The 22517-nt window shown below is 40.3% G+C and carries 23 protein-coding genes; 8 read left to right on the top strand and 15 right to left on the bottom strand.

The window, feature by feature from the left end; all coding sequences use genetic code 11:
• Nucleotides 1-149: 149 nt before the first annotated feature.
• A complete protein-coding gene (bioH, locus tag CBE70_RS05905) occupies nucleotides 150-917 on the bottom strand; it encodes a pimeloyl-ACP methyl ester esterase BioH (RefSeq protein ID WP_100158618.1) in 768 nt (255 codons plus the stop codon).
• Nucleotides 918-953: 36 nt separating this feature from the next.
• Here bioH and gntX point away from each other — a divergent pair, with 36 nt between their 5' ends.
• The 6 genes from gntX to glpD all read left to right on the top strand — a co-directional run bounded on the left by gntX (nucleotide 954) and on the right by glpD (nucleotide 6250).
• Nucleotides 954-1646, top strand: coding sequence for a DNA utilization protein GntX (gntX, locus tag CBE70_RS05900; protein WP_100158617.1), 693 nt, complete (start codon nucleotides 954-956; stop codon nucleotides 1644-1646).
• Between the two features lie 60 nt (nucleotides 1647-1706).
• Nucleotides 1707-2285 carry a Fe-S biogenesis protein NfuA gene (nfuA, locus tag CBE70_RS05895; protein WP_023583208.1) on the top strand — a complete coding sequence of 193 codons (579 nt, stop codon included), beginning with the start codon at nucleotides 1707-1709 and terminating at the stop codon, nucleotides 2283-2285.
• Between the two features lie 179 nt (nucleotides 2286-2464).
• Nucleotides 2465-2791, top strand: a complete 327-nt coding sequence (gene glpE / locus CBE70_RS05890; protein ID WP_100158616.1) for a thiosulfate sulfurtransferase GlpE — start codon at nucleotides 2465-2467, stop codon at nucleotides 2789-2791.
• A gap of 19 nt (nucleotides 2792-2810) precedes the next feature.
• Complete coding sequence (gene glpG / locus CBE70_RS05885) at nucleotides 2811-3650, top strand: rhomboid family intramembrane serine protease GlpG (RefSeq protein WP_100158615.1); 840 nt, start codon at nucleotides 2811-2813, stop codon at nucleotides 3648-3650.
• Between the two features lie 38 nt (nucleotides 3651-3688).
• On the top strand, nucleotides 3689-4447 hold the full coding sequence (locus CBE70_RS05880; protein ID WP_006534541.1) for a DeoR/GlpR family transcriptional regulator: 759 nt from the start codon (nucleotides 3689-3691) through the stop codon (nucleotides 4445-4447).
• Between the two features lie 309 nt (nucleotides 4448-4756).
• A complete protein-coding gene (gene glpD, locus CBE70_RS05875) occupies nucleotides 4757-6250 on the top strand; it encodes a glycerol-3-phosphate dehydrogenase (RefSeq protein WP_100158614.1) in 1494 nt (497 codons plus the stop codon).
• 113 nt (nucleotides 6251-6363) lie between these two features.
• Here glpD and CBE70_RS05870 read toward each other — a convergent pair whose 3' ends face one another.
• A complete protein-coding gene (locus CBE70_RS05870; protein ID WP_100158613.1) occupies nucleotides 6364-6726 on the bottom strand; it encodes a DUF488 domain-containing protein in 363 nt (120 codons plus the stop codon).
• Nucleotides 6727-7004: 278 nt separating this feature from the next.
• Here CBE70_RS05870 and metF point away from each other — a divergent pair, with 278 nt between their 5' ends.
• Nucleotides 7005-7904 (top strand): methylenetetrahydrofolate reductase, encoded by a 900-nt coding sequence (metF, locus tag CBE70_RS05865; protein WP_100158612.1) that lies wholly within the window; start codon nucleotides 7005-7007, stop codon nucleotides 7902-7904.
• A 51-nt stretch (nucleotides 7905-7955) separates the two neighbouring features.
• Here the strand turns inward: metF and CBE70_RS05860 are convergent, their stop codons facing one another.
• The 9 genes from CBE70_RS05860 to CBE70_RS05820 all read right to left on the bottom strand — a co-directional run bounded on the left by CBE70_RS05860 (nucleotide 7956) and on the right by CBE70_RS05820 (nucleotide 18187).
• Nucleotides 7956-8546 carry a DUF4291 domain-containing protein gene (locus tag CBE70_RS05860; protein ID WP_100158611.1) on the bottom strand — a complete coding sequence of 197 codons (591 nt, stop codon included), beginning with the start codon at nucleotides 8544-8546 and terminating at the stop codon, nucleotides 7956-7958.
• Between the two features lie 228 nt (nucleotides 8547-8774).
• Nucleotides 8775-9779 carry a LacI family DNA-binding transcriptional regulator gene (locus CBE70_RS05855; RefSeq protein ID WP_100158610.1) on the bottom strand — a complete coding sequence of 335 codons (1005 nt, stop codon included), beginning with the start codon at nucleotides 9777-9779 and terminating at the stop codon, nucleotides 8775-8777.
• 54 nt (nucleotides 9780-9833) lie between these two features.
• The gene (locus CBE70_RS05850) at nucleotides 9834-11351 is read right to left on the bottom strand and encodes a tripartite tricarboxylate transporter permease (protein WP_100158609.1); all 1518 of its coding nucleotides are present in this window, start codon (nucleotides 11349-11351) and stop codon (nucleotides 9834-9836) included.
• 19 nt (nucleotides 11352-11370) lie between these two features.
• Complete coding sequence (locus CBE70_RS05845; protein WP_100158608.1) at nucleotides 11371-11832, bottom strand: tripartite tricarboxylate transporter TctB family protein; 462 nt, start codon at nucleotides 11830-11832, stop codon at nucleotides 11371-11373.
• Between the two features lie 61 nt (nucleotides 11833-11893).
• On the bottom strand, nucleotides 11894-12868 hold the full coding sequence (locus CBE70_RS05840; RefSeq protein WP_232797367.1) for a tripartite tricarboxylate transporter substrate binding protein: 975 nt from the start codon (nucleotides 12866-12868) through the stop codon (nucleotides 11894-11896).
• A 20-nt stretch (nucleotides 12869-12888) separates the two neighbouring features.
• Nucleotides 12889-13941, bottom strand: a complete 1053-nt coding sequence (locus CBE70_RS05835) for a sialidase family protein (protein WP_100158606.1) — start codon at nucleotides 13939-13941, stop codon at nucleotides 12889-12891.
• A 22-nt stretch (nucleotides 13942-13963) separates the two neighbouring features.
• A complete protein-coding gene (locus tag CBE70_RS05830; RefSeq protein WP_036914337.1) occupies nucleotides 13964-14893 on the bottom strand; it encodes a dihydrodipicolinate synthase family protein in 930 nt (309 codons plus the stop codon).
• A 10-nt stretch (nucleotides 14894-14903) separates the two neighbouring features.
• On the bottom strand, nucleotides 14904-16550 hold the full coding sequence (locus CBE70_RS05825) for a signal transduction protein (protein WP_099076042.1): 1647 nt from the start codon (nucleotides 16548-16550) through the stop codon (nucleotides 14904-14906).
• Nucleotides 16551-16600: 50 nt separating this feature from the next.
• Nucleotides 16601-18187: an FGGY-family carbohydrate kinase gene (locus CBE70_RS05820; protein WP_100158605.1), complete on the bottom strand. Its 1587-nt coding sequence runs from the start codon at nucleotides 18185-18187 to the stop codon at nucleotides 16601-16603.
• A gap of 440 nt (nucleotides 18188-18627) precedes the next feature.
• Between CBE70_RS05820 and CBE70_RS05815 the strand changes: the two genes are divergently transcribed.
• A complete protein-coding gene (locus tag CBE70_RS05815) occupies nucleotides 18628-19056 on the top strand; it encodes a hypothetical protein (protein WP_100158604.1) in 429 nt (142 codons plus the stop codon).
• Nucleotides 19057-19126: 70 nt separating this feature from the next.
• On the opposite strand, the gene CBE70_RS05810 is transcribed toward CBE70_RS05815, so the two are convergent.
• From CBE70_RS05810 to opp1B, 4 genes are read right to left on the bottom strand one after another with little or no spacing between them, the layout of a single operon-like run.
• Nucleotides 19127-19879, bottom strand: coding sequence for an ABC transporter ATP-binding protein (locus tag CBE70_RS05810; RefSeq protein ID WP_100158603.1), 753 nt, complete (start codon nucleotides 19877-19879; stop codon nucleotides 19127-19129).
• 24 nt (nucleotides 19880-19903) lie between these two features.
• The gene (locus CBE70_RS05805; protein ID WP_100158602.1) at nucleotides 19904-20719 is read right to left on the bottom strand and encodes an ABC transporter ATP-binding protein; all 816 of its coding nucleotides are present in this window, start codon (nucleotides 20717-20719) and stop codon (nucleotides 19904-19906) included.
• A complete protein-coding gene (gene opp1C / locus CBE70_RS05800; RefSeq protein WP_100158601.1) occupies nucleotides 20697-21566 on the bottom strand; it encodes a nickel/cobalt ABC transporter permease in 870 nt (289 codons plus the stop codon). The genes CBE70_RS05805 and opp1C overlap by 23 nt, the downstream gene beginning before the upstream one ends.
• A gap of 2 nt (nucleotides 21567-21568) precedes the next feature.
• Nucleotides 21569-22495, bottom strand: a complete 927-nt coding sequence (opp1B, locus tag CBE70_RS05795; RefSeq protein WP_100158600.1) for a nickel/cobalt ABC transporter permease — start codon at nucleotides 22493-22495, stop codon at nucleotides 21569-21571.
• Nucleotides 22496-22517 lie beyond the last annotated feature (22 nt).

Below are 22517 nucleotides of genomic sequence, written 5' to 3'. Positions count from 1 at the left end.
ACATTGAGTTTAAAATCAAGAGAATATTTAGCCATAGAAAAACACCCCAAAGTTGGTGTCCAACTTTTGGGGTGCAGTTCATTTCTTATAGGGGTTTTCTTTATCTCAATGAAAAACGATACTCGTGTTCTACCTTGACGTATCTGAAATTACTTTTTACATGTATCAATAAGTGCATCACTAAATTCATCAGGATGAGAAATAAACGGAGCATGGGCTGCATTACGGAAAATAACCGAAGGTGATTGAGGATAAATAGCATCTAATAATCCAGCCACTTTCCGAGGAACTAAGCCGTCTAAATAACCATAAAAACGAATAAAAGGACAACGCAACGCTTTCAATTCTTCTCGTAAATCTTCAGTTCTCAAAATTTCTAATCCACCATTAAGAACTTCAACAGAAGGAAGTGGTTGTTCTAATACCACTGATTTTAATGCTCTCATATCTTCACGGGCACTTTGTGTGCCTAATGTTTGTAGTGCTAAAAAATGTTCAACAGTGCGATGAAAGTTTTCATTTAATTGCTGTTCAAAACCTTTTAAAACATCAGGTTTGATTCCGGGCCAATCACCATAAGCACCAAAGCAAGGCGAAGAAGCTACCGTAATCAACGCTTGCACATTATTGGGATTATCCAAAGCAACACGGCTCGCAACTAATCCCCCTAAAGACCACCCTAACCAGATTGCATGATCAGGGGCTTTGGCAAAAACAATTTCTGCCATCTCTTTTAATGTAAGAGCAGGAAAACCTTGGCTACGACCATACCCCGGTAAATCAATGAGATGCAGTGTAAAATGCGAGCTTAATCGCGGTATTAATGATTGCCAAACCTGTGCATTCAATCCCCATCCGTGTAATAGCACAAGATCTGTTTTTCCTTCACCGATTGTCTGCCAATACAATTTATTCATTGTTATGCTCTCTTTTCTTTTACAAGGATGTTCATTATGTGGATAACAATAACAGGATATTGTTGGTTATGTCGTCAACCCTTACATTATGATACTAAAGGTATTTGCTCGAGTTGTATTCGTTATTTACCTAAACAACATAATCGTTGCCCATGCTGTTTATATCCTTCCTCTCACTCTATGATGCTATGTGGACGCTGCTTACAATCACCTCCACCATGGAAACAGATGTTGACAGTCACTGACTACCAACCGCCATTAAATAAATTATTACACCTTTATAAATACCAACCTCGCCCTCAAATAGCGTTATGTCTTGCACGACTTTTTCTATTGCGATGGCTTTCATATCGACGAGAAAATTTGGTGCAGAAACCCGATAGAATTATTAGCGTTCCTTCGCATCGTCATCGCCGTTGGTCTAGAGGCTTTGAGCAAGTAGAAGCTATCGCTAAGCCTTTGGCAAGGTGGCTAAATTGTGCTTATCAACCGGATACCCTGATAAGAACTCGTGCTACACTGGTGCAAACGCATCTTAATGCCAAGCAAAGGCAACAAAATTTAAAGAATGCATTTGTATTAAATAACACAGTGTCGGTATCAGGGAAAAATCTGGCACTAATTGATGATGTTATCACTACAGGCGCGACATTAAAGAGCATTGTACCCTTGTTATTTTGTGCGGGAGCACGCTCTGTTGAGGTATGGGCGATTTGTCGAACCTTGTAGTTAACCGCCAATTGGGCGTATGATAACCAACCAGAACAGTCAACTATTGAGCAAGACGATATGATTATTATTACTGATGCCGCACAGGCGCATTTTGCCAAACTACTGGCTAACCAAGAACCCAACACCCAAATTCGTGTATTCGTTATCAATCCAGGCACACCTAATGCTGAATGTGGTGTTTCATACTGCCCACCAGATGCCGTAGAGCCAAACGATACTGAAATTAAATTCGAAAAACTTTCTGCGTATGTTGATGACATCAGCGCACCTTTCTTAGAAGATGCAGAAATTGACTTTGTCACTGACCAATTAGGCTCACAATTAACCCTGAAAGCACCTAACGCAAAAATGCGTAAAGTTGATGCTGATGCACCGCTAATTGAACGCGTAGAATACGTACTACAATCGCAAATTAACCCACAATTAGCGGGTCATGGTGGTCGCGTTAGCCTAATGGAAATCACTGAAGATGGTTATGCTATCTTACAATTCGGTGGTGGTTGTAACGGTTGTTCAATGATTGATGTCACATTAAAAGATGGTATCGAAAAAGAACTGTTAAACCTGTTCCCAGATGAGTTAAAAGGTGTGAAAGATTTAACTGAGCACCAACGCGGCGAACACTCCTACTACTGATCCCTCAGTATCACATCCCCTATGATACTCACCTGCACTGATATCATGGGGGATTTGTTTATTAAAATAATCATTTACAAAGTGTAACGTCATCTTTACCTATTTGACGTTATGATAAATGTATCGTTCTCTAGCTCAGAACAAATAAATCAATTAACAATATAATAAATAAGACAATTATGGATAAGTTTCAATTTCTCAGCATTGAACAAGCCTATCAATTCTGGACATCTCAATCGGCGATATTAGTTGATGTTAGAGATCCTCAGAGTTACCGCATTGGTCATGCTACCGGCGCATTTCATCTCACCAATGATACGCTAAATAAATTTTTACAAGATTCTGACTTTGATGTGCCTGTTATGGTGATGTGTTATCACGGCCATAGCAGTCAAGGCGCAGCTCAATATCTGGTCAACATGGGCTTTGAAACCGTTTATAGTGTTAACGGTGGTTTTGAAGCATGGCTAAGAGAGTTTCCACAAGCGACAACTTCTCTGCAATAACTACAGATGAGTTTTATTAATGATCCACATTATTACGCTTTCTAATCCTCAGGCAGCTGATTTGTTTGTCAATTACATGGCAACGAAAGGTGTGCGAATTCACGCAAAAAATGAAAATCAGCAGATCTCACTTTGGTTAGAAGACCAACATCAGTTGGATGTGGTTGAAAAAGAACTAAATACTTTTTTACGTGAGCCTTTTCACCCACGTTACCAAGCTGCAAGTTGGCAAACTGGTGATCCGAAAAATACTGGTATCAAATATCGCCCAGCCTTTTCGATAAAAAATATGGTGCAACAATCAGGTCCATTAACGGTACTGGTGGTAATTTTATGTATCCTTATTTTTATTTGGCAACAAGTGGTCGGCGATTATGATGTTATGCTCCATCTAGCGTGGCCTTATAAAGAGAGCCTGAACTTTGAAGTTTGGCGCTATATCACCCCTGCATTTGTTCACTTCTCACTAATGCATATCGCCTTTAACCTTGCAATGTGGTGGTATCTTGCAAGTCAAACAGAACAGCGATTAGGCACAGGTAAGTTATTTGTCATCATGCTCGTTTCTGCGCTCTTCAGTAATTGGGCACAATCACTGTTTACAAGCTCCAACTTTGGTGGACTTTCTGGTGTTGTTTACGCATTAATTGGCTATGTAGGCTTAACGGGAATGCGTAATCCAGAAAAGGGAATTGGCGCGCCAACAGGCTTACTCGTCTTTTCGATTTTGTGGATTGTCGCGGGTTATATGGGCGTTTTAGGTGACTCTATCGGAAATACTGCACATTTTGCAGGCTTCCTTATCGGCTTATTGATGGCTTTGTGGGATAATCGACATCAATTATCTCGTAGATCATAATAAAATTAACATGATATTTTTAACATTAGGGGATACCTGTGAAGCAAACGCAACGACATGATGCCATCATTGAACTGGTACGCCTACAAGGCTATGTCAGCACTGAAGAATTGGTGGAGCATTTTGAAGTCAGCCCACAGACAATCCGACGTGATTTAAATGAATTAGCGGAAAAGAACAAAATCCAACGTCATCACGGTGGTGCGGCATTACCTTCAAGCTCAGTGAATACGGCTTATCATGATCGTAAAATTATGTGGTCTGATGAAAAATCACGTATCGCACAACGAGTAGCAAGCTTAATTCCTGATGGTGCAACACTGTTTATTGATATCGGTACAACACCTGAAGCTGTCGCACATGCATTAATTAACCACAAAAACCTACGTATCGTGACCAACAACCTCAATGTGGCAACGTTACTGATGGGCAAAGAAGACTTTCGCTTAATTCTTGCAGGTGGTGAAGTGCGTACACGAGATGGTGGTATTGTCGGTGAAGCCACACTTGATTTTATCTCTCAATTCCGCCTTGATTACGGTATCTTAGGGATAAGCGGTATTGATATGGATGGTTCTCTACTTGAGTTTGATTACCATGAAGTTCGAACTAAACGCGCAATTATCGAAAACTCACGCTGTGTAATGTTGGTGACTGACCATTCTAAGTTTGGTCGTAATGCGATGGTAAATTTAGGTAATATGAATCTGATCGATTACTTATTTACCGATCAAGAACCACCAGCAGGTATCCAAAAAATTGTCGAACAACACAACGTTCAACTCGAATTATGTTAATTGAATAAAATCCTCAAAAAGTACCTTATCAGGTACTTTTTTTTCGCCTATTCCCCACTAAATTCTGATTAACTCATTCTATTTACTCTCTTTTTTGACTTACCCACTCTCTTTTTTATTAATACATTAACAATGTTGCTTATTTTTAATAAACCCACAAAACATGTGGATATGATAATAAATTGTTATCCATATCACGCGGTTATGTTTTTTATCAGTTATATAGTTGGCATTTTCATCAAACTTCATTACAATTATGAGCGAAAACGAACATTAAAGAATTGTTTCGCGCATTCGTAGGAGGATGTTATGAAAACTCAAGACTTGATTGTCATCGGCGGCGGAATAAACGGCGCTGGAATTGCGGCGGATGCAGCTGGCCGAGGCCTTTCAGTACTTATGCTGGAAGCTCAAGACTTAGCAAGTGCGACATCTTCCGCAAGCTCTAAACTTATTCATGGTGGTTTACGTTATTTAGAACACTACGAATTTCGCTTAGTGAGCGAAGCACTGGCTGAGCGTGAAGTGTTATTACGCTTAGCACCACATATCGCATTTCCAATGCGTTTCCGTCTGCCACACCAACCACATTTGCGCCCAGCTTGGATGATCCGTATTGGTCTATTCCTTTATGATCATTTAGGAAAACGTGTCAGCTTACCAAGCAGTAAAGGCATTAAATTTGGTGCAAACTCTGTTTTAAAACCAGAATTAACACGCGGTTTTGAATATTCAGACTGTTGGGTTGATGATGCACGTTTAGTGGTACTCAACGCACAAGAAATCGTTCGTCGTGGCGGTGAAGTACGCACACGAACTAAAGTTACTCGTGCTTGGCGTGAAAATAATTTATGGATGGTAGAAGCACAGGATTTACGTACTGGTGAAACATCGCTCTATCAATCAAAAGCGCTCGTCAATGCGGCTGGCCCTTGGGTTAAAACACTGTTTGATGAAGGCTTAAAACTGAAATCACCTTATGGTATCCGTTTAATTAAAGGTAGCCATATTGTTATTCCTCGTGCTCATAACGAGCCACAAGCATACATCTTACAAAACGAAGATAACCGTATTGTTTTCGTTATTCCGTGGATGGATGAGTTTTCTATCATTGGTACAACCGACGTGGAATATAAGGGCGATCCTAAAGATGTGGCAATTGATGACAACGAAATTCAGTACTTACTGAAAGTCTACAATGACCATTTCAAGAAACAACTAACGAAAGAAGATGTTGTTTGGGATTACTCTGGTGTGCGCCCATTATGTGATGACGAATCTGACTCACCACAAGCGATTACCCGTGATTACACCTTAGATGTTCACGATGATAATGGCCAAACACCACTGTTATCTGTCTTTGGTGGTAAATTAACGACTTATCGTAAATTAGGTGAACACGCAGTTGATAAACTCGTTGCTTACTTCCCTAACATGGGTAAACCGTGGACTAAAAATGGTCAATTACCGGGTGGTAATTTAGAAGGTTGTGATCGTGATGGCTATTCACGCCTGATTCGCCAGCGTCACCCATGGTTACCGGAAGCACTCGCACTGCGTTTTGCTCGTACCTATGGTAGCAACACCGAGTTACTGCTTGAAGGTATTACTGAGCTCGCAGGTATGGGCGAAAACTTCGGTCATAATCTGTATGAAGCAGAATTACGTTATTTAGTGAAACATGAGTGGGTTATCGAAGTTGATGATGCTATTTGGCGTCGTACTAAACTTGGCATGTGGCTAAATGACGAACAAAAACAACGTATTAGTCAATGGTTGGCGGCAAATACACACACTGCATAAGAGTAGCAAAAATAGTCTCTGACTCTGTTCGATGTTTTTATTAGCAATTTTTGTGGCGCCTAATACCGCGCCACTTTTTTTTGCTTTTTTTACCAAAACACTAAAATTACTCATCATTGACCGTGAGTTAACTGTTTTTCTAGAAAAGCTTTTAACACTGTTGCATTATTTTGTTGCTCATTTTTACCTGAATAAAGTAATACTAGCGGTTGCTCTTTTGCTATCACAAGGAGAGGTTGCCAATGTTCAGGAGCATCTGCCAATTCTCCAATATAACGTTGTGTAAATTCAGCAAAATCCCCCCCTCCAGCATGAAACCATTTTCGTAATTCAGTCGAAGGTGCAACTTCTTTATTCCACTCATCATAATGAAAGTCGGTTTTCTTCACGCCTCTAGGCCACAATCTATCAACTAATACACGATAACCTTCATTCGTCCCGTCTTTATCGTTATACACGCGTTTACAGGTGATCATTTCGCCTTCCTTCAATAAGTTAATTCGCTTAATTGTAGAAGAAAAATCATACCGCTTATGCATGATGAAGCTGATTTTCTTTATAAAGAAGACTTCAACATGAAGTTTTCTCTCATTTCTATTGAAATATCCTCATCAGAAATAGGGTGAATAGTTGTTGACTAAATAACCTAATTAAGAGAATCTACATCTAGACGTCTAAATGGTTAGATGGGTAAATAGGTAGTGATACTTAAATAAGAATAACAACACAGTGACATGATTGATGAGGTACAGGTATGAGCTTTTATCACGCAAGCCAACATGAAGCATTAAACCAAAATCTTGCCGAACTTGATGGTCAGATCCAAGTTTCCTTTGAGTTTTTCCCACCTCGTACCGAAGAGATGGAAAACACCCTTTGGCAATCTCTTGCGCGCTTAAATACCTTAAAACCGAGTTTTGTTTCTGTGACTTATGGTGCAAACTCAGGTGAGCGAGATAGAACGCACTCAATTATTAAAGGCATTAAAGAACGTACAGGATTAGAAGCTGCGCCACATTTAACTTGCGTTGATGCCAGCCGTGAAGAGCTACAACATATCGCACAAGATTATTGGCAAAGTGGTATTCGCCATATTGTCGCCTTAAGAGGCGATTTACCGGACAATACTCAAAAGCCCGACATATATGCCACAGATTTAGTTCACTTACTTAAAGGTGTGGGTGATTTTGATATCTCTGTTGCGGCTTATCCTGAAGTTCATCCTGAAGCCAAAAGCGCACAAGCGGATTTAATTAACTTAAAAAGAAAAGTAGATGCGGGAGCAAATCGCGCGATTACTCAATTTTTCTTTGATGTCGAAAGCTATTTACGTTTTCGTGATCGCTGTGTTTCAACTGGTATTGATGTTGAAATTGTACCGGGAATTTTACCTGTCACTAATTTTAAACAGCTAAAACGCTTTGCTGGTTTAACCAATGTGAAAATTCCAGGTTGGATGCATAAAATGTTTGATGGGCTAGATAACGATCCTGAAACCCGCAGTTTGGTAGGTGCTTCGATTGCTATTGATATGGTGAAAATTTTAAGCCGTGAAGGCGTTAAAGACTTCCATTTTTATACACTTAATCGTTCAGAATTAACTTACGCTATTTGTCATACGCTAGGTGTTCGCCCTGAACTTATCAGAGCTTGATCCTATAACACAATTACCCCGCCAATTAAGCGGGGTGACATTTTGGTGAATTTATTCACCAAAATGATAAGGTTTTTCTACGGGTAATAGGCTGTATGCGGTGTCTAAATCACCATTAGCAATACAAGTATCTATTTTTCGTACCTTATCGGTAATATCTGTAATATTCACAATCCACTCTTTGCAGTATTTTTCAACGGCTTGATTACGCAAGCCAATTTGAATGGTGCGATAGCTGAGTCGATTAAGATAAATATCACGTTCAGGATCCCACTGAATGCGGATATTACTGGTTTCCGTCGCCTCTTTCCACGCGTCTGCACTGGTATAGCGGTCTGGATCAAAATGACTCACAACACCTTGTGTCAGCATTTCTTGAAAACCTTCATGTGTAATATCAACCGCAAGAATAGACGCTTGATTAGCATCTTTACGTCCCCAGCCAGAACGGTACATCATCCAAAGAAAGGAAGGTTTTACCCACGTCATGCGGGTCATACTAAAGGGGGGCGAAACAAAAGTTCCGTTTGCGACTGCGCTCTGAGCAATAGTATTAGAATAGGCTTGGTAAACACGAACAAAATCATCCGTATAATAAGCCCTTACTTCGCACTCAGGACATCGGTCAACATCATCGTTCATCTTTCTTTAATATCCTTTTATATTAATAAAATGGAACTATCCGCTTAAATTATGAGCCTCTACCTACTGATAATCAAGAGGCGCTATTTCGGTTAAGTTATTTCATCGCGTAACGTCTATTTACAACAATAAAAAAAAGAATAACAAAAGAACAGAACGATTATCGTTTTACTGTTTTATTTTCAGCTTGAGCCAGTGCGAGATCCATAATTAAGCTTGCTATTCGCCTCATTGGGTAGAAATCAGGCGCTCGATAAGCTGTGTTTTTATTAATGCAGGGGATTTAACCGAGGTGCCAGCTATCTTTGCTGTCATGATTTCAAAGGCTTTTTCTACTAATAACGCTTCATCCTGCTTCATTGACCACACATTATTAGGTAAAAAACTCAGCATTACGTGATCATCGAATGTACCAATATGAAGATGCGCAGGAATACTCCCTTCACGTTGACGGATAACACTCAATAAACCTTCAAGAATAGGCAATGATGAGGCAATAAAATGAGAAGGTATTTGCTGATGTTGCTCTAAATACTGTTTCATCATCTGCTCACCATCTTTGGTCGTATTGTGTTCAGCATAAGAGACCGTGACACGGTTATCATCACCGTAATGCCCTTTTATGGCTTGCACATAACCGCGCAAACGAGCGGCAATCGTTGGTAATAATGCATCACCTGCAAAAAAATGGATTGGTGCATCTTGTTTTATCATCGCTCTTGTCAGCTGAGCACCACTGTCACAGTTATCTGAAGCGACGCAAATAGCCTCACTGACAGAGAAATCTCTATCTAAAAAAACTAATGGTTTTTGACGATGCTTAACATGATGTAGCTGATTTTTGCGGCTTGATGAAACAATAAAAATACCATCAACATTACGCTCGTCCATTGATTTCACGAGCTTATTTTCATTTTTGATATCACCATAAGTACAGCTAATCGTTAGCTGGCAACCAATTTGGTGACAATGCATCTCTAATTTTTCTGCCAAGGCGGCGAAGAATGGGTTAGAAAGACGAGGGATAACCAATCCGTAAGTATCTGTTTTATTAAGCTTCAAGCTTCTAGCCGCATGGTTGACGGTATAACCAAACACCTCAACATAGTCTGCTATCTTCTTTTGCGTTTTTGCACTGATCCGGTATTGATCACCTTTGCCATTTAATACCAATCTGACTGTGGTAATAGACAAATTCAGGTCATTTGCAATCTGTTCAACTGTTTTTGCCATTAATATTCCATCATTGATATTGCCCTCATCTTAATGATGAGGGCCAGTTAACCTTTACTGAGCAGGCTTAGCTCGGTATTTCTTCCACATCGCTTTTAACGAAGGTCCAATAATAGGTAGAACTAACGTCAGTATCGCAATACCTAAGAATGTCGCTGTAATTGGGCGTGTATACAGGATAGATAAATCACCCTGAGACATCATTAAAGCACGACGTAAGTTTGATTCTGCCATCGGCCCTAAGATAATCCCGATAACCACAGGAGACATGGAGAAATCGAGCTTAATCATAATGTAAGCGAGTAACCCTGCCCCCATCATCACAAATACATCGATGATACTATGGTTCACAGAATAAGCACCTACACTACATAATACAAAGATAATTGGTACTAATACGCGACGTGGAACATCCATCACTCGAACGAAGAGTTTCATACATAAGAAACCTAAGATCCCGAGGAAAATATTCGCCATCATCAAACCAATAAAGATACTGTTTACTTCAACTGGATTGTCCGTAAAGAGCTGAGGCCCTAATGCCAATCCTTGAACCATAAATGCACCCATGATAATGGCAGTTGCACCATCTCCCGGAATACCCAAGGTCATTAAAGGCACCATGGTTCCGCCTGTTACTGAGTTTGCACCGGCTTCAGGTGCAGACACACCTTCTGGTGAACCATGACCAAACTCTTCAGGGTGTTTAGACCAACGTTTCGCTTCGTTATAAGAGATAAATGATGAAATATCTCCCCCCGTTCCCGGAATAGCGCCAATCGTTGTACCAATAGCAGATGAGCGGAAGTAAGTCGGTAACACGCGTTTAAAATCAGCCCATGTTGGTAAAACACGGTGAATGCGCGCATTGATTTTTTCGTTTTTCTTCTGCTTGCGCTCACGGTACTCTTCTTCAAAGCTAATAAGCCCTTGAGAGAAAGCAAACAAGCCAACCAGGATAGGAATAAACGAAACACCACCCATTAAATAAACCGTATCAAAGGTAAAACGAGGCCCTGATGTCATTGGATCAAGCCCAATGGTTGCAATTGCTAAACCAATTGCTCCGCCCATTAGTCCTTTCACAATCGATTGCGATGATACACTGGTAATAATACTTATGCCAAATACAGCAAGCGCAAAATACTCAGCCGCAGAGAAACCCGTCGCTACTTTTGCCAATTGAGGTGCTATTACAATCAGGGCAATCGTACTAAAGATCCCCCCAAACATAGAACCCATCGTGGATAAACCCAGCGCTCTTCCTGCTTCACCTTTTTTCGCCATTGGATAACCATCCAATACCGTCGCAGCAGAAGCGGGAGTACCCGGCGTACTAATCAATATCGCAGTAATTGAACCACCGTAAACGGCACCACAATACATTCCTAATAATAGGAGGATCCCTGTCATTCCTTGGAAGGAGTAAGTCAATGGGAGAAGTAATGCAATCCCCATATTCACTGTTAGGCCTGGTAATGCGCCGATAATAATACCCGCGAATACCCCCAACAGGATCATCGTTATCGTTTCCAGACTGAAAACGACCATTAAAGCGTCTAGTATTTCCATCTCAAAGCTCCTTTACCGCTTACTCAAAAAAGACGGAGGTTGGCAGAGGTGAATTAAAGATAATGTCAAAGAAGACATAAACGGCGGCAACCATTACGACCGGAATAATAACCAGTGCAATAGGTTTTCTTTCATTCATCAGCCACATAATGATCGGGATAAGAAGCAGTGACGGAATAATAAAACCAAAAAAGTGCAGACCAGTGGCATAAACCAACATAAAGAGGCCTAAACCATAAGCGCGTTTAACTGCGGTAGAACTTAGGTCAACAGACTTATGTACGTGTTTGATTTTATCAACCACAATACTAATCCATTGAAAAATCCCCAGTAAAATAAATAAGATGGCAAGACCATAAGGCCAAAAACGCTCCCCAGGCACACCATAATCATCAAACATGCTCATATCACGGGAGAGATAGATAATTAGTGCCCCGAAAGCCACTGAAATCGCACCGATGATTGTATTGATTTTTGTCATGTCGGGATCTCCCCGACCCTACCTGCCGTAACAGGTAGGGTGGTTTATAATAATAGAAAAGTTATTTTTTCAGGGTTGTTGAAATTAACTCAGCGTACATCTCGTGGTCTTCTTTCATCATTTGGTAAGCATCGTCACCAGTGATGAATACAGGCATAATACCTTGTTTTTTCAGTGCTTCTTGATATTCAGGTTTTTGAACCACTTCAGAGAATGCACCAACTAACTCTTTCTTCACGTTATCAGGTACATTAGCTGTTGTTGCTAATACAGCCCAAGCACGCATTTTCACGTTAGTGTCTAATTTCAATGCTTCTTTGAAAGTAGGTACGGCTGGGAATAATGGGAAGCGACGCTCATCCATTACACCAAGAACACGTAGAATACCGGCATCAACTTGAGATTTAACTGCACCCGGAGTTGTTAATACGCCATCGATGTGGTTACCCACTAAAGCAGCAATTGAAGGGCCAGTACCTTCGTTATAAGGGATATGGTTAAATTTAGCACCCGTAGTACGTTCGATATTAACGCCAGCTAAGTGATAAATAGCACCCATACCTGAGTTACCGACTTTCAGTTTACCCGGATTCGCTTTCGCGCCATCGATAAACTCTTGTAACGTGGTGTAAGGTGATTCTGCATTAACAACTAACACCACTGGATCAGCGATAGTTGTTGCGATTGGGGTGAAGTCTTTATAAGTAACTGGTGATTTTCCTTGGTGTGGGAACATCGCGAGTTCAACGGTTGTCATAACTAATTTTGTACCGTCTGGGCGCGCATTAGCCACTTCAATCAGACCTGTTAAACCATTACCAGCAGGCTTATTCACCGGAACGAAAATACGTCCAGCTGGCATCACATCTTTTGCAAATTCAATGATAGTACGTGCAGAAGTATCAGTACCACCACCCGGGTTTTTCGGGATGACAACATCAATATTTTTTGTAGGATACGTTAACTGTTGGGCAACTGCATTCCCCATGCCCAGTGTCATCGTAATCGCCAACGCTGCGAGTAGACTCTTTTTCATAAAACCCTTTCTCCACATTTTTATTGAGTAGCCATTAATTGCTGATAAACAATGTTTTTTCGATTCCAAGTAAAGGTCACGTGTAGGGTATTGTTTTCAGCAATAATAGCCGGATATGAAAATTCGCCTTCCCCATCGAGTAAATCGAATGGTTCAGACCAAGTACTGCCATTATCGGATGAAAGACTGACAGAGATAGGATAACGACGACTCCAGTTACCTGAATTCGGGTTATACACTAATGCCAGTTGACCATCTGCGAAGGAGACGACATCAATGCCGCTATTATTATTTGGTAATATTGTTGCATAAGCTGGACACCAACTGCGCCCATAATCCGTTGAATCGCTACGATAAATCGTACCGCGCGTACTCCGCATCATGGCATGCACATGCCCAGGCCGGGATTCCCATAGTGTTGGCTGTATCACGCCATCCCATTGAAAAACGCGTTGTAGATCAGTCTCCCATAAGGCATCGTCCTTTAAACCTTGCCAGATTTCATGTTCCGCCTGTTCACCTTTATGATGTTCAATTGGAATATCTACTCGCAACCAGTGTTGACCGTTGTCACTCGAAATATCGACAAACGCATCCCAGAATTGGTCATCCTCAACCGACCCCGGTGCCAACCACTCGCCATTCGACATCACTAACACTTTATTTTTCACAGGACCTCTAGGTGTCACATCATCAGAAACCAGTTCACTCGGTAAACTCCAGCTATTTCCGCCATCCTTCGAGATAACGTATTGGGTCGTCCAACTATGTACGTCGGGACCCGTTTTATAAAACAGCCAGATATTACCTGTTGATGGGTCAACATGTAAAACTGGATTCCAGTGCGCAACACCCGGATTTTTAACAACAGGTTGAGCGTGTTGCCAATGATCACCCTCTTTCATCACTAGCCAGATAGCGGTATTACCGCTACCTTCTTTATCACCAGCGAAAAAAGCGGTTAACAAACGCTCAGAGTTAGGCACACGCACAATCGTTGAAGCATGGCAGTGATTAAAAAGTGAATGTGCATTATCAAGCACAAACTGGGTTTCCTTCATCACGAAAGGCATATTCCTACTCCTGTGTCCTAAATTAATCTAACGAAAGCCACTTCTTCATATTCTCACCCAATGCAGTCATGCTATTGACGGCAGAAGGGAAGAATGAGTTTTCAAACTGACTGCTGTTACGGGAACGGCAGACCAGTGTGCTGAAATTACCAATCAGGCGCTGATGATATTTAGCGCATGCTGGATAATCCAGTGTTTCGGTCATCGCTGCTGTTGATAAATAATCTGCTAACACCGCAGCCTGCTCTGGTTTATCTTTCCAATTCTCATAAAGCCAAACATAAAGCTCTGGATGGAAGTTTGCCATAACACCGCTATATGCCTGACATCCTGCTTGGAATGAAGCTAATAGCGTTTGACTGTTGGCGTTTGCAAGATGCAAACGAGTTCCTTTTGATAATGCCAAACGACGTTCTATCATCGGAAGAGAACAGCACGTATCTTTGATAAAGGTAAAGCGATTACTTTGCGCACACCACTCTACAATTTCTTCAGATAACAAGCGTTTGTAAGGATAAGGGCATTCATAGATACCCAAATCAATCTCTTTTGGTACCACATTGGTTAAGACTTGCAGTGTTTCCAGCGCTTTATCATCCGACTCCCCGACTAAAGCCAAGCGATTACTGATCATAATGACGCCATCGACGCCCGTACCAGCCATTGCCTGCAATTGTTCTTTTTGCTGACTTAATGCGGTTGCAGTATGACCAGAAGCAACTACAGGTACTCTTCCATCTGCTTTTTCAACGATAAAACGGGTGAGTGCTTGAGTTTCCTCATCACTTAAATAAAACATTTCGCTTGATTGACAGGCGGCAAATAATCCATGTACACCAGAATCAATATACCAATCTACAAGGCGTTCTAATGACGCCCAATCAATCTCCCCTTTAGCATCAAAAGGGGTTAGCATAACAGGCCAAACACCGACGTATTTTTGCTGACTCATCATCAATTCCTTACAGTAAGTTAATGGCATCGCCTGCCACTTTCACTTGGATACCTTGAGTCAGTGCTTGAGCAACGAATGCTTTTAGCACAAACGCCAATTTATCTTCATCAACATAAGCCACAGTAATGTGGTTACTTTGATGTCCCGCCATAAGGTCATCACGAGTTACGCCATCTAACGTACAGTTTAATAATGGCCATTCGTAGTTAGTTGCTCTACGGCGACGTTCAAATTCTGCTTCAGGTAATTCTACCGCCACACCCGTACCGATATGCATAATTACATCAGTACCTTCATAGTGTGCACGACCCCATAACAAGCGTCCTGCCTTACCTTGACCTGCGATAGTTGAACCCCCTTTAGGGAAGAACATCGGAGGCTGGCGATAACCTGTTGCACCTTTTAGGCCACCTTTGAGGTGTTCAAAAGGAACAGAACCTGAAATTTCCATATCCCAGTAGAATGTTCCTTCATACTCACTACCCCAACGAATATCATGTAGTGTGGTTTCAGCCGGTAATCCTAATGATGTTAATAAACGCCATAACATCGTTTGAGGAATAGCCGTACCCATATCCACTTCGTTGATACAAGGAATTGGCGTGTTAGGGCAAATAATCTCGCCGTTTTCATCTGGCAGTGGGAAACGTGCGGTTGAACCAATCGCACCTTCAGCAAAGTCAGACGCAGGACAACAATCTTTTAAGCCCTGCTGATATTGCACACCCACTGCTGTTAAACCAAAACGTTTTACGAAACGCGCCATTGCAATCATCATGGCGCACTGCTCCATCACTTGTTCACGAGTGAGTTCAGTTTTGTCATCTTGACCAAACATAAACGTCATCCCGTTATCTTCGTACCACTGTAAACATGCCTCTCTTAATTCTGTCGGTACTTTCGCCATTTCGACTAGTAACGCAGATTGAGAAAGGGATTCAATTGGCATACCAATATTGATCATTGCCTGTTGTGGGAAGACCCCGTTAATCATTCCCATACAGAATGTATCGAACAAACCAATTATTTCTTTATTTTTAATTATATATTCGCCGACTTTACGACCCACTTCGCCGGCTTCTGTCGCCATTACCCTGTGTGTTGGCGCAATATCTGTAAGATAGCTAAGCTTATGATTTACATAACCATACTTCAACCAAGTTGCTAAGCCATCTACAAAGAATTCATCATCAAACTCTTCTGACCATAAACGTGAATAATTTTTACCTAAACTGGTCATCGTACCCGCTAAACACAACATGCCCACCAGACCCGGCCATGTACCATCAAAGTTAGCCAGCAGTAAAATAGGGCCACGATGATGTGCTAAAGAAGAAGCAATATGGTGTGAATATTGCCATGCGGTTAATAACACGATAACTGGAGCATCAGGATCGATTGCGGCAAACATATCGCAACCTTCACGCTGACTACTGATAAAACCATGACCGCGAGCTTCATTAATTTCATGAGCACGCTTCATTTTGTAACCTTGAGCTTCTAATGCCGCGGCCAGTTTATCTTCAAATTTTTTCTGTACAGGCCAGCACGTTACGTTTGCAGGCTCACGTAAGTCTGCGTTGGTGACCATCAGGATCTCTTTCTGACCGGCTGTGATGGTTGTTGGTAATTTTGGTAGATTTAAGTTCAACATAAGATATCCCTGGTAAGGTAAACTCGGTTCATAATCGGAAAAATTAGTGGTCAACAATCTGACATCATTTCGTTATAACGCTGCTGATCTTGATACATCTGCAAATAAACTTGATATTTAGCTTGATGGAAGGCAAACGTGTCGCTATCTGGTGTGATAATGCCACCTTCTCTCACCATTGCGCTGGCAGCTTTAGAGAAATCATCAAAGGCTTTACATGCTACGGCACCTAATAATGCAGCCCCTAAATTCACCGCATCTTCTTCTTGTGCTAAATGAATTTCACGACCTGTCGCATTGGCGTATTCGCGTAGCCACAATGGATTTTTCGTTGCTCCACCACACATCACGATGCGATTGATTTGATGTCCAGCATCTTCAAGTGTGTCAATAATATGGCGTGTGCCATAAGCAATAGATTGCAGTGTCGCAAGATAATAACGAGCCAATGCAACACGACCACTTTCCAGCGTTAATCCGCTTACCATGCCTTTTGCAGCAGGATTGGCACGCGGTGAACGATTACCATGATGGTCAGCTAAAACATGAAACTGTGCAGTTGGATATTGTTCTGTTTCTTCCAATTCAGCGACAGCTTCATTTAATAAGGCATAATAATTAACGCCTTTTTCATTCGCTTCTTGCTCTAATTCAGCCCATGATTCATGACGGCGGATAGACCATTCAACTAACGCACCCGCAGCACTCTGACCACCTTCGTTTAGCCACAATTCTGGTAACATCGCGCCAAAGTAAGGTCCCCAAACACCCGGCACCATAATAGGATATTGGCTTACGATCATGTGGCAGTTAGACGTACCACTAATAATTGCCAAACTACCTTCAGGTTGTGATGCTGTTAATGCCAAGCCACCTGCATGTGCGTCAATAATGCCTGAAGCAACAATGACACCCGTGTGCAAGCCAAACGCATTGGCAACCGACTCATCTAAACAACCCGCTTGTTCACCTAACGCAAGGATGGTTTGTGGTACTTTTTCTAATAATTCATCCAAACCTACATCGGCTAACAAACTCTCACTAAATTGCCCCTGATGTGCTAAATAGTTCCATTTACAGGTTAATGTACAGGTACTTGCTACATCCCCTGATGTTGCTTTCCATACTAAAAAGTCAGCTAAATCAAAGAATCGCCATACGTTTTGATAACGCTCTGGATAATGATTTTTTAACCATAGAATTTTTGGCAACTCCATTTCAATACTCACTTCACCACCGACATATCGCAGTGAAGGATCATTGGTCAGGTTGATGGTAACCGTTTCTTGTACAGCACGGTGATCCATCCACATGATGATATCTTGTTCCGCTTTACCGCTTGGTGAAACAGAAAGCCCTTTACCGTCTTTATCCACCGCAACTAAAGAACAAGTGGCATCAAAACCAATAGATTTCACATGGATAGGGTCAATAGCAGATAACGCCACCGACTCTTTTACAGTAGTGCAAACTTGCTGCCAAATATCGGTGGAAGATTGCTCAACGAAATCCGTTTTTGGGCGGAATTGAGCAATAGGGCGGACAGAAAAGCCCAAACGCTTTCCATTGCTATCAAATACCGCTGCACGGACACTGGCTGAGCCAACATCAACGCCAATAAAATATTGTTGTTCCATGCGAACCCTCATCATTTGCTAACGCTATGCTAATTTTTGCTACTTCGAGTTAGCAAGTTAATTCGAGCATGACGAAAAAACAATCACAATAAGATTGGTTTGTGACACAGATCTACATAGATAATTTAACACGCTGATTTTATTAGTAATTTATTTATTTTACTTTATGGGTTACTTAGAAGATGTACTGAATCGATTATGTTCGTTATAACACTAACGAACATTTAATTAATAAAGTAAGTAAAAGCACTTATAAAAATAGCAATATTTCGACAACAAACGCTCTTTTATAAAAAGATATCTCCCTAATAATGAGAGATATTATTCAAAAAATAATGAAACAAGCAAAAACAATAATATTCCTATTGCTATAACGCTCTATTACTTTATTTTTAATAAGTTAATTTAAATTTATATATTCTTTTTTGGAGTATTTAATTATGTTGAAAAATATTGCTATTAGTCTTTCCCTTTTTCTTATTTCCTCCTCTACCTTTTCAGCGACATTAGCTGAAAAAGAATTACAACAAAAATTTGAGGAGAATATTCAGTCTCGTGTTGTCGATTTAAATAAAAGCTGTGATGCCAATATAAAAGTCATTTTTGATTGGTCTGCATTTACTGCTGATGATTTAAAAACAACAGGTGTTGATAGTTATTGTAGCGAAGGATTAAAAGGCGTAATTAATACTTGTGAGAGCTCTAAAATAGCACAAGAGACAGTAAAAGAAAAAATACAGAATATTACCTGCTCTAAAGCAACACCACGTAGTATTGAACTCAAAGAAGGCACGCTGAATTTTGGTATTGATTTCAATGCCGCAAACGATGCAAAAGCGGTTCAAGAACATTTAATGAATAATCTTTAATTTTTACCAATAAAAAAACAGCAGTATTTTATTGCTGTTTTTTATTGCTGCTTACTGATTAAATAACTGATTAAATAACTGATTGAATTAATTTTTTTGAATAATCCTGCGTAACTTCACCTAAGTTATTTATCTCACACAATTCAATATTTTTACCTTGTAAAAAGAACATCACTTTATCGCAGAAATAAGCCACTGTTTGAATATCATGACTAATAAAAAGATAAGAGAGTGTAAATTCTTCTTTTAACTGTTTTAATAAATCTAATATTTGAACTTGAGTGGGAATATCTAAAGAGCTAAGCGCTTCATCTAATACAATAAGTTTTGGATAAGATGCTAATGCTCGACATAAACATACCCGTTGAGCCTGCCCTCCAGAAAGTTCAAATATATAACGTGTATAGTAGCTTTTAGGTAATTCTACTTTATCTAAAAAAGCAAAAATAAGTGTTTTCAGTGCTTGAGGATTAATACTTGGATTAATGATTTTAATCGGCTCAGCAATAATTTCGCCTACTGTTAATGTCGGATTAACAGAAGTCATATAATCTTGAAAAACGATACTAATTATACCTTGGCGATGAAGTCGTTTTGTAACGGGCTTATTATTTAAAGAGATAGCACCACTATCAGGTAACTCTAATCCACAAATTAAACGCGCTAACGTACTTTTACCACTGCCACTTTCACCCACTAAACCAAAAACTTCCCCCGAATTAATACTAAAAGAGAGTGAGTCGATAACCTTCACTTTTTCACCAAATAGTGTGTTATTTTTTTGAGTATAATACTTACTAATATTCTCAACGTTTAATAACATAAACCCTCTTTTATTATGATGATATTAATATATTTTTTTATTAATTAATTGTTCAAAACGTAATGAAAGCTGTTGGCGTGCATTAATTAAATAACGCGTATATTCTTGTGTTGGATGCGATAAAACGGTTGTTTTTTCGCCACATTCAACCATTTTTCCTTTTTGCATGACCAATATATCGTCAGCAATTTTATTGACTATCCCTAAGTCATGAGAAATAAAAATCAGTGTTGAATGATGAGTCGTGACGACATGCTGGAGTAGTTTTAAAATATCTTGGCGAAGAGGTGCATCAAGCGCCGTTGTCGGTTCATCTGCAATTAATAACTTCGGTGATAAGGCAAGTGCAATCGCAATCATCACACGTTGTAATTGTCCACCACTTAATTGATGAGGAAATGCTTGCATAATAGATTGAAATTGATGAGGAAATACATGAGATAATGCCAACTCAGTTTCTTCTACGGCTTGCCTTTTAGAATAGGAAAAATGGTAGATTAAAGTTTGGCAAAATTGCTTTCCTATTCTCATCAGAGGATCAAAAGCACTCATGCCATTTTGCACAATCACACCTAAAAATGTCCCCAATAAAGCTCGACGTTGAAAAAGCGCCTCATGACTGATTTTCTTTCCATTTAAGAAAATTTCCCCTGACATGACTAATTGTTCCGGCAGCAATCCCATAATAGCTTTACTAATCAAACTTTTGCCACTACCACTTTCTCCTACAATCGCTAATGTACGCCCTTGCTTTATCGAGAAAGAGATATCATCAATCAGTTTTTTGCCACTTTCTTGATGAGTAATAGAAACGTGCTCAAGCGTCAGTAAGTTGTTCATGCTTTTCTCCTACTGACTGACGATTATCCGGATCAAACACATCACGTAAGAAATCACCCCAAAAATTAAATGCAGTAACAACAAGGGTAATTGCAATTCCTGCGGGTAACATTTGCTCTGGGTGTAATACCATGACATTTTTTGCTTCACTAAGCATATTGCCCCATTCTGGCGTTGGTGGTTGTACACCTAACCCTAAAAAGGAGAGTGCTGAGATCATTAAAATAACACTACCAATATCCGTTGATGCTAAGACAATAGTTTCAGCAAAAGTGACGGGTAATAAATGACGCCGTAAAATATGACTAGAAGGAGCACCAATCACCTGAGCATATGCAATGTAATTACGATGAGAATATTGGCGAACAACCCCTCTGATCATTCTGGCATACCATGCCCATTTCACTAAAATAACGGCAATTAAGATATTCCCAATACCCGGTCCCATTATTCCCACTAATGCTAAGATCATAATTTCTGCTGGGAATGACAAAACCACATCACATAACCGCATAATCAATGTATCTGTCTTACCATGGAAAAATCCGGCTAACATCCCCATTAACCAGCCAATCATTAATGTCACACTCATGGCTAATAAGGCATAAAATACCGTTGTTCTTATACCAAACAATAATCTTGAAAAGATACAGCGCCCTAAATTATCTGTACCCAACGGATAATCAAAGCTTATGGGCTTAAATTTCAAACGTATCGAAGTTAATGTGGGATCATGCGGTGCCAACCAAGGGGCAAATATTCCTGCAATAACCACAATCATAATCACCAATAAACACAGTTGTGCACTTTTATCTTTTCTGAGCCGTTGCCAAAAAATCCGCCACATCATTATCTCCTTAACCGTGGATCTGCCATCATTTGAATGACGTCCATCAAAAAATTAAAAAAGAGAAATAACAGTGACATCAATAAAATATAAGCTTGTATCATCGGATAATCACGACCAAATATAGCGCTGATACATAGTCGCCCTATTCCAGGCCAAGCAAAAATATTCTCAATCACTACCGTACCAGCAATAAGCTTCGGAATACTCATTCCCAATGCCGTTAAACTGGAATACAGCGAATTACGTAAAATATGGCGACGCAAAATAAGATTATCGGGTAATCCACGCGCTTTGGCATAAAAGACATAAGGCTGGTGCCATTGATTTAACATTGCACCGCGTAATAGCCGTAAATAAGTGCCGATATACCCTAAAGAGAGCGCCAGAGCAGGCAAAATAACAGACTGAGGCGATAACATCCCGCTGACGGGTAACCAATCTAAATAAACAGCGACTCCCCAAATTAATAACAATCCTAACCAATAATTAGGAATAGCCGTTAAAACAAACACAATGAAACGAATACATTTATCCGTAAAACTTTGAGGTTTAGCCACACACCATAATGCTAAAGGGAGTGTCAGAATAATCGTAAAGAATAGAGCCGTTGAGGCTAGCCAAAGTGTTGGAGGTAACGCCCTTAACATCTCTTGAATAACAGGAGTTCTTGTAAGAAAAGAGGTGCCAAAATCGAGTTGCAATCCTGCCATTAACCACAAAAAGTAACGCGTAAAAAAAGGCTTATCTAACCCCAGCTCATGGCGCATGCCTTCGATGGCTTCGGGGGTTGGTACTATTTCATTGACGCGTAGCGCGACTTCCGCAGGATCAGACGGCGCTAATTCCAACAGAATAAAGGCAATAAATGAAATGATCAGTGCCAGTGGAAAAATAGCCAGCACTCTCCAGAATATATAACGTAGCATAAGATTTGATCAGTGAAGCACG

The sequence above is a fragment of the Proteus columbae genome (assembly GCF_002777965.1).
Taxonomy (GTDB): Bacteria; Pseudomonadota; Gammaproteobacteria; order Enterobacterales; family Enterobacteriaceae; genus Proteus; species Proteus columbae.
The sequence above is the reverse complement of the archived record's forward strand: the minus strand, read 5'-3'. Positions and strand labels throughout refer to the sequence as shown.

Excerpts from the sequence above, each read along its gene's own strand:
- CBE70_RS05820 (WP_100158605.1), bottom strand. The coding sequence starts at position 18,187 with ATGGAACAACAATATTTTATTGGCGTTGATGTTGGCTCAGCCAGTGTC.
- CBE70_RS05855 (WP_100158610.1), bottom strand. The coding sequence starts at position 9,779 with ATGGCAAAAACAGTTGAACAGATTGCAAATGACCTGAATTTGTCTATT.
- nfuA (WP_023583208.1), top strand. The coding sequence starts at position 1,707 with ATGATTATTATTACTGATGCCGCACAGGCGCATTTTGCCAAACTACTG.
- CBE70_RS05805 (WP_100158602.1), bottom strand. The coding sequence starts at position 20,719 with ATGAACAACTTACTGACGCTTGAGCACGTTTCTATTACTCATCAAGAA.
- glpG (WP_100158615.1), top strand. The coding sequence starts at position 2,811 with ATGATCCACATTATTACGCTTTCTAATCCTCAGGCAGCTGATTTGTTT.
- CBE70_RS05830 (WP_036914337.1), bottom strand. The coding sequence starts at position 14,893 with ATGAGTCAGCAAAAATACGTCGGTGTTTGGCCTGTTATGCTAACCCCT.
- CBE70_RS05845 (WP_100158608.1), bottom strand. The coding sequence starts at position 11,832 with ATGACAAAAATCAATACAATCATCGGTGCGATTTCAGTGGCTTTCGGG.
- CBE70_RS05870 (WP_100158613.1), bottom strand. The coding sequence starts at position 6,726 with ATGATCACCTGTAAACGCGTGTATAACGATAAAGACGGGACGAATGAA.
- CBE70_RS05815 (WP_100158604.1), top strand. The coding sequence starts at position 18,628 with ATGTTGAAAAATATTGCTATTAGTCTTTCCCTTTTTCTTATTTCCTCC.
- CBE70_RS05810 (WP_100158603.1), bottom strand. The coding sequence starts at position 19,879 with ATGTTATTAAACGTTGAGAATATTAGTAAGTATTATACTCAAAAAAAT.
- metF (WP_100158612.1), top strand. The coding sequence starts at position 7,005 with ATGAGCTTTTATCACGCAAGCCAACATGAAGCATTAAACCAAAATCTT.
- glpD (WP_100158614.1), top strand. The coding sequence starts at position 4,757 with ATGAAAACTCAAGACTTGATTGTCATCGGCGGCGGAATAAACGGCGCT.
- bioH (WP_100158618.1), bottom strand. The coding sequence starts at position 917 with ATGAATAAATTGTATTGGCAGACAATCGGTGAAGGAAAAACAGATCTT.
- glpE (WP_100158616.1), top strand. The coding sequence starts at position 2,465 with ATGGATAAGTTTCAATTTCTCAGCATTGAACAAGCCTATCAATTCTGG.
- gntX (WP_100158617.1), top strand. The coding sequence starts at position 954 with ATGTGGATAACAATAACAGGATATTGTTGGTTATGTCGTCAACCCTTA.
- CBE70_RS05860 (WP_100158611.1), bottom strand. The coding sequence starts at position 8,546 with ATGAACGATGATGTTGACCGATGTCCTGAGTGCGAAGTAAGGGCTTAT.
- CBE70_RS05840 (WP_232797367.1), bottom strand. The coding sequence starts at position 12,868 with ATGAAAAAGAGTCTACTCGCAGCGTTGGCGATTACGATGACACTGGGC.
- CBE70_RS05835 (WP_100158606.1), bottom strand. The coding sequence starts at position 13,941 with ATGCCTTTCGTGATGAAGGAAACCCAGTTTGTGCTTGATAATGCACAT.
- opp1C (WP_100158601.1), bottom strand. The coding sequence starts at position 21,566 with ATGTGGCGGATTTTTTGGCAACGGCTCAGAAAAGATAAAAGTGCACAA.
- CBE70_RS05850 (WP_100158609.1), bottom strand. The coding sequence starts at position 11,351 with ATGGAAATACTAGACGCTTTAATGGTCGTTTTCAGTCTGGAAACGATA.
- CBE70_RS05825 (WP_099076042.1), bottom strand. The coding sequence starts at position 16,550 with ATGTTGAACTTAAATCTACCAAAATTACCAACAACCATCACAGCCGGT.
- opp1B (WP_100158600.1), bottom strand. The coding sequence starts at position 22,495 with ATGCTACGTTATATATTCTGGAGAGTGCTGGCTATTTTTCCACTGGCA.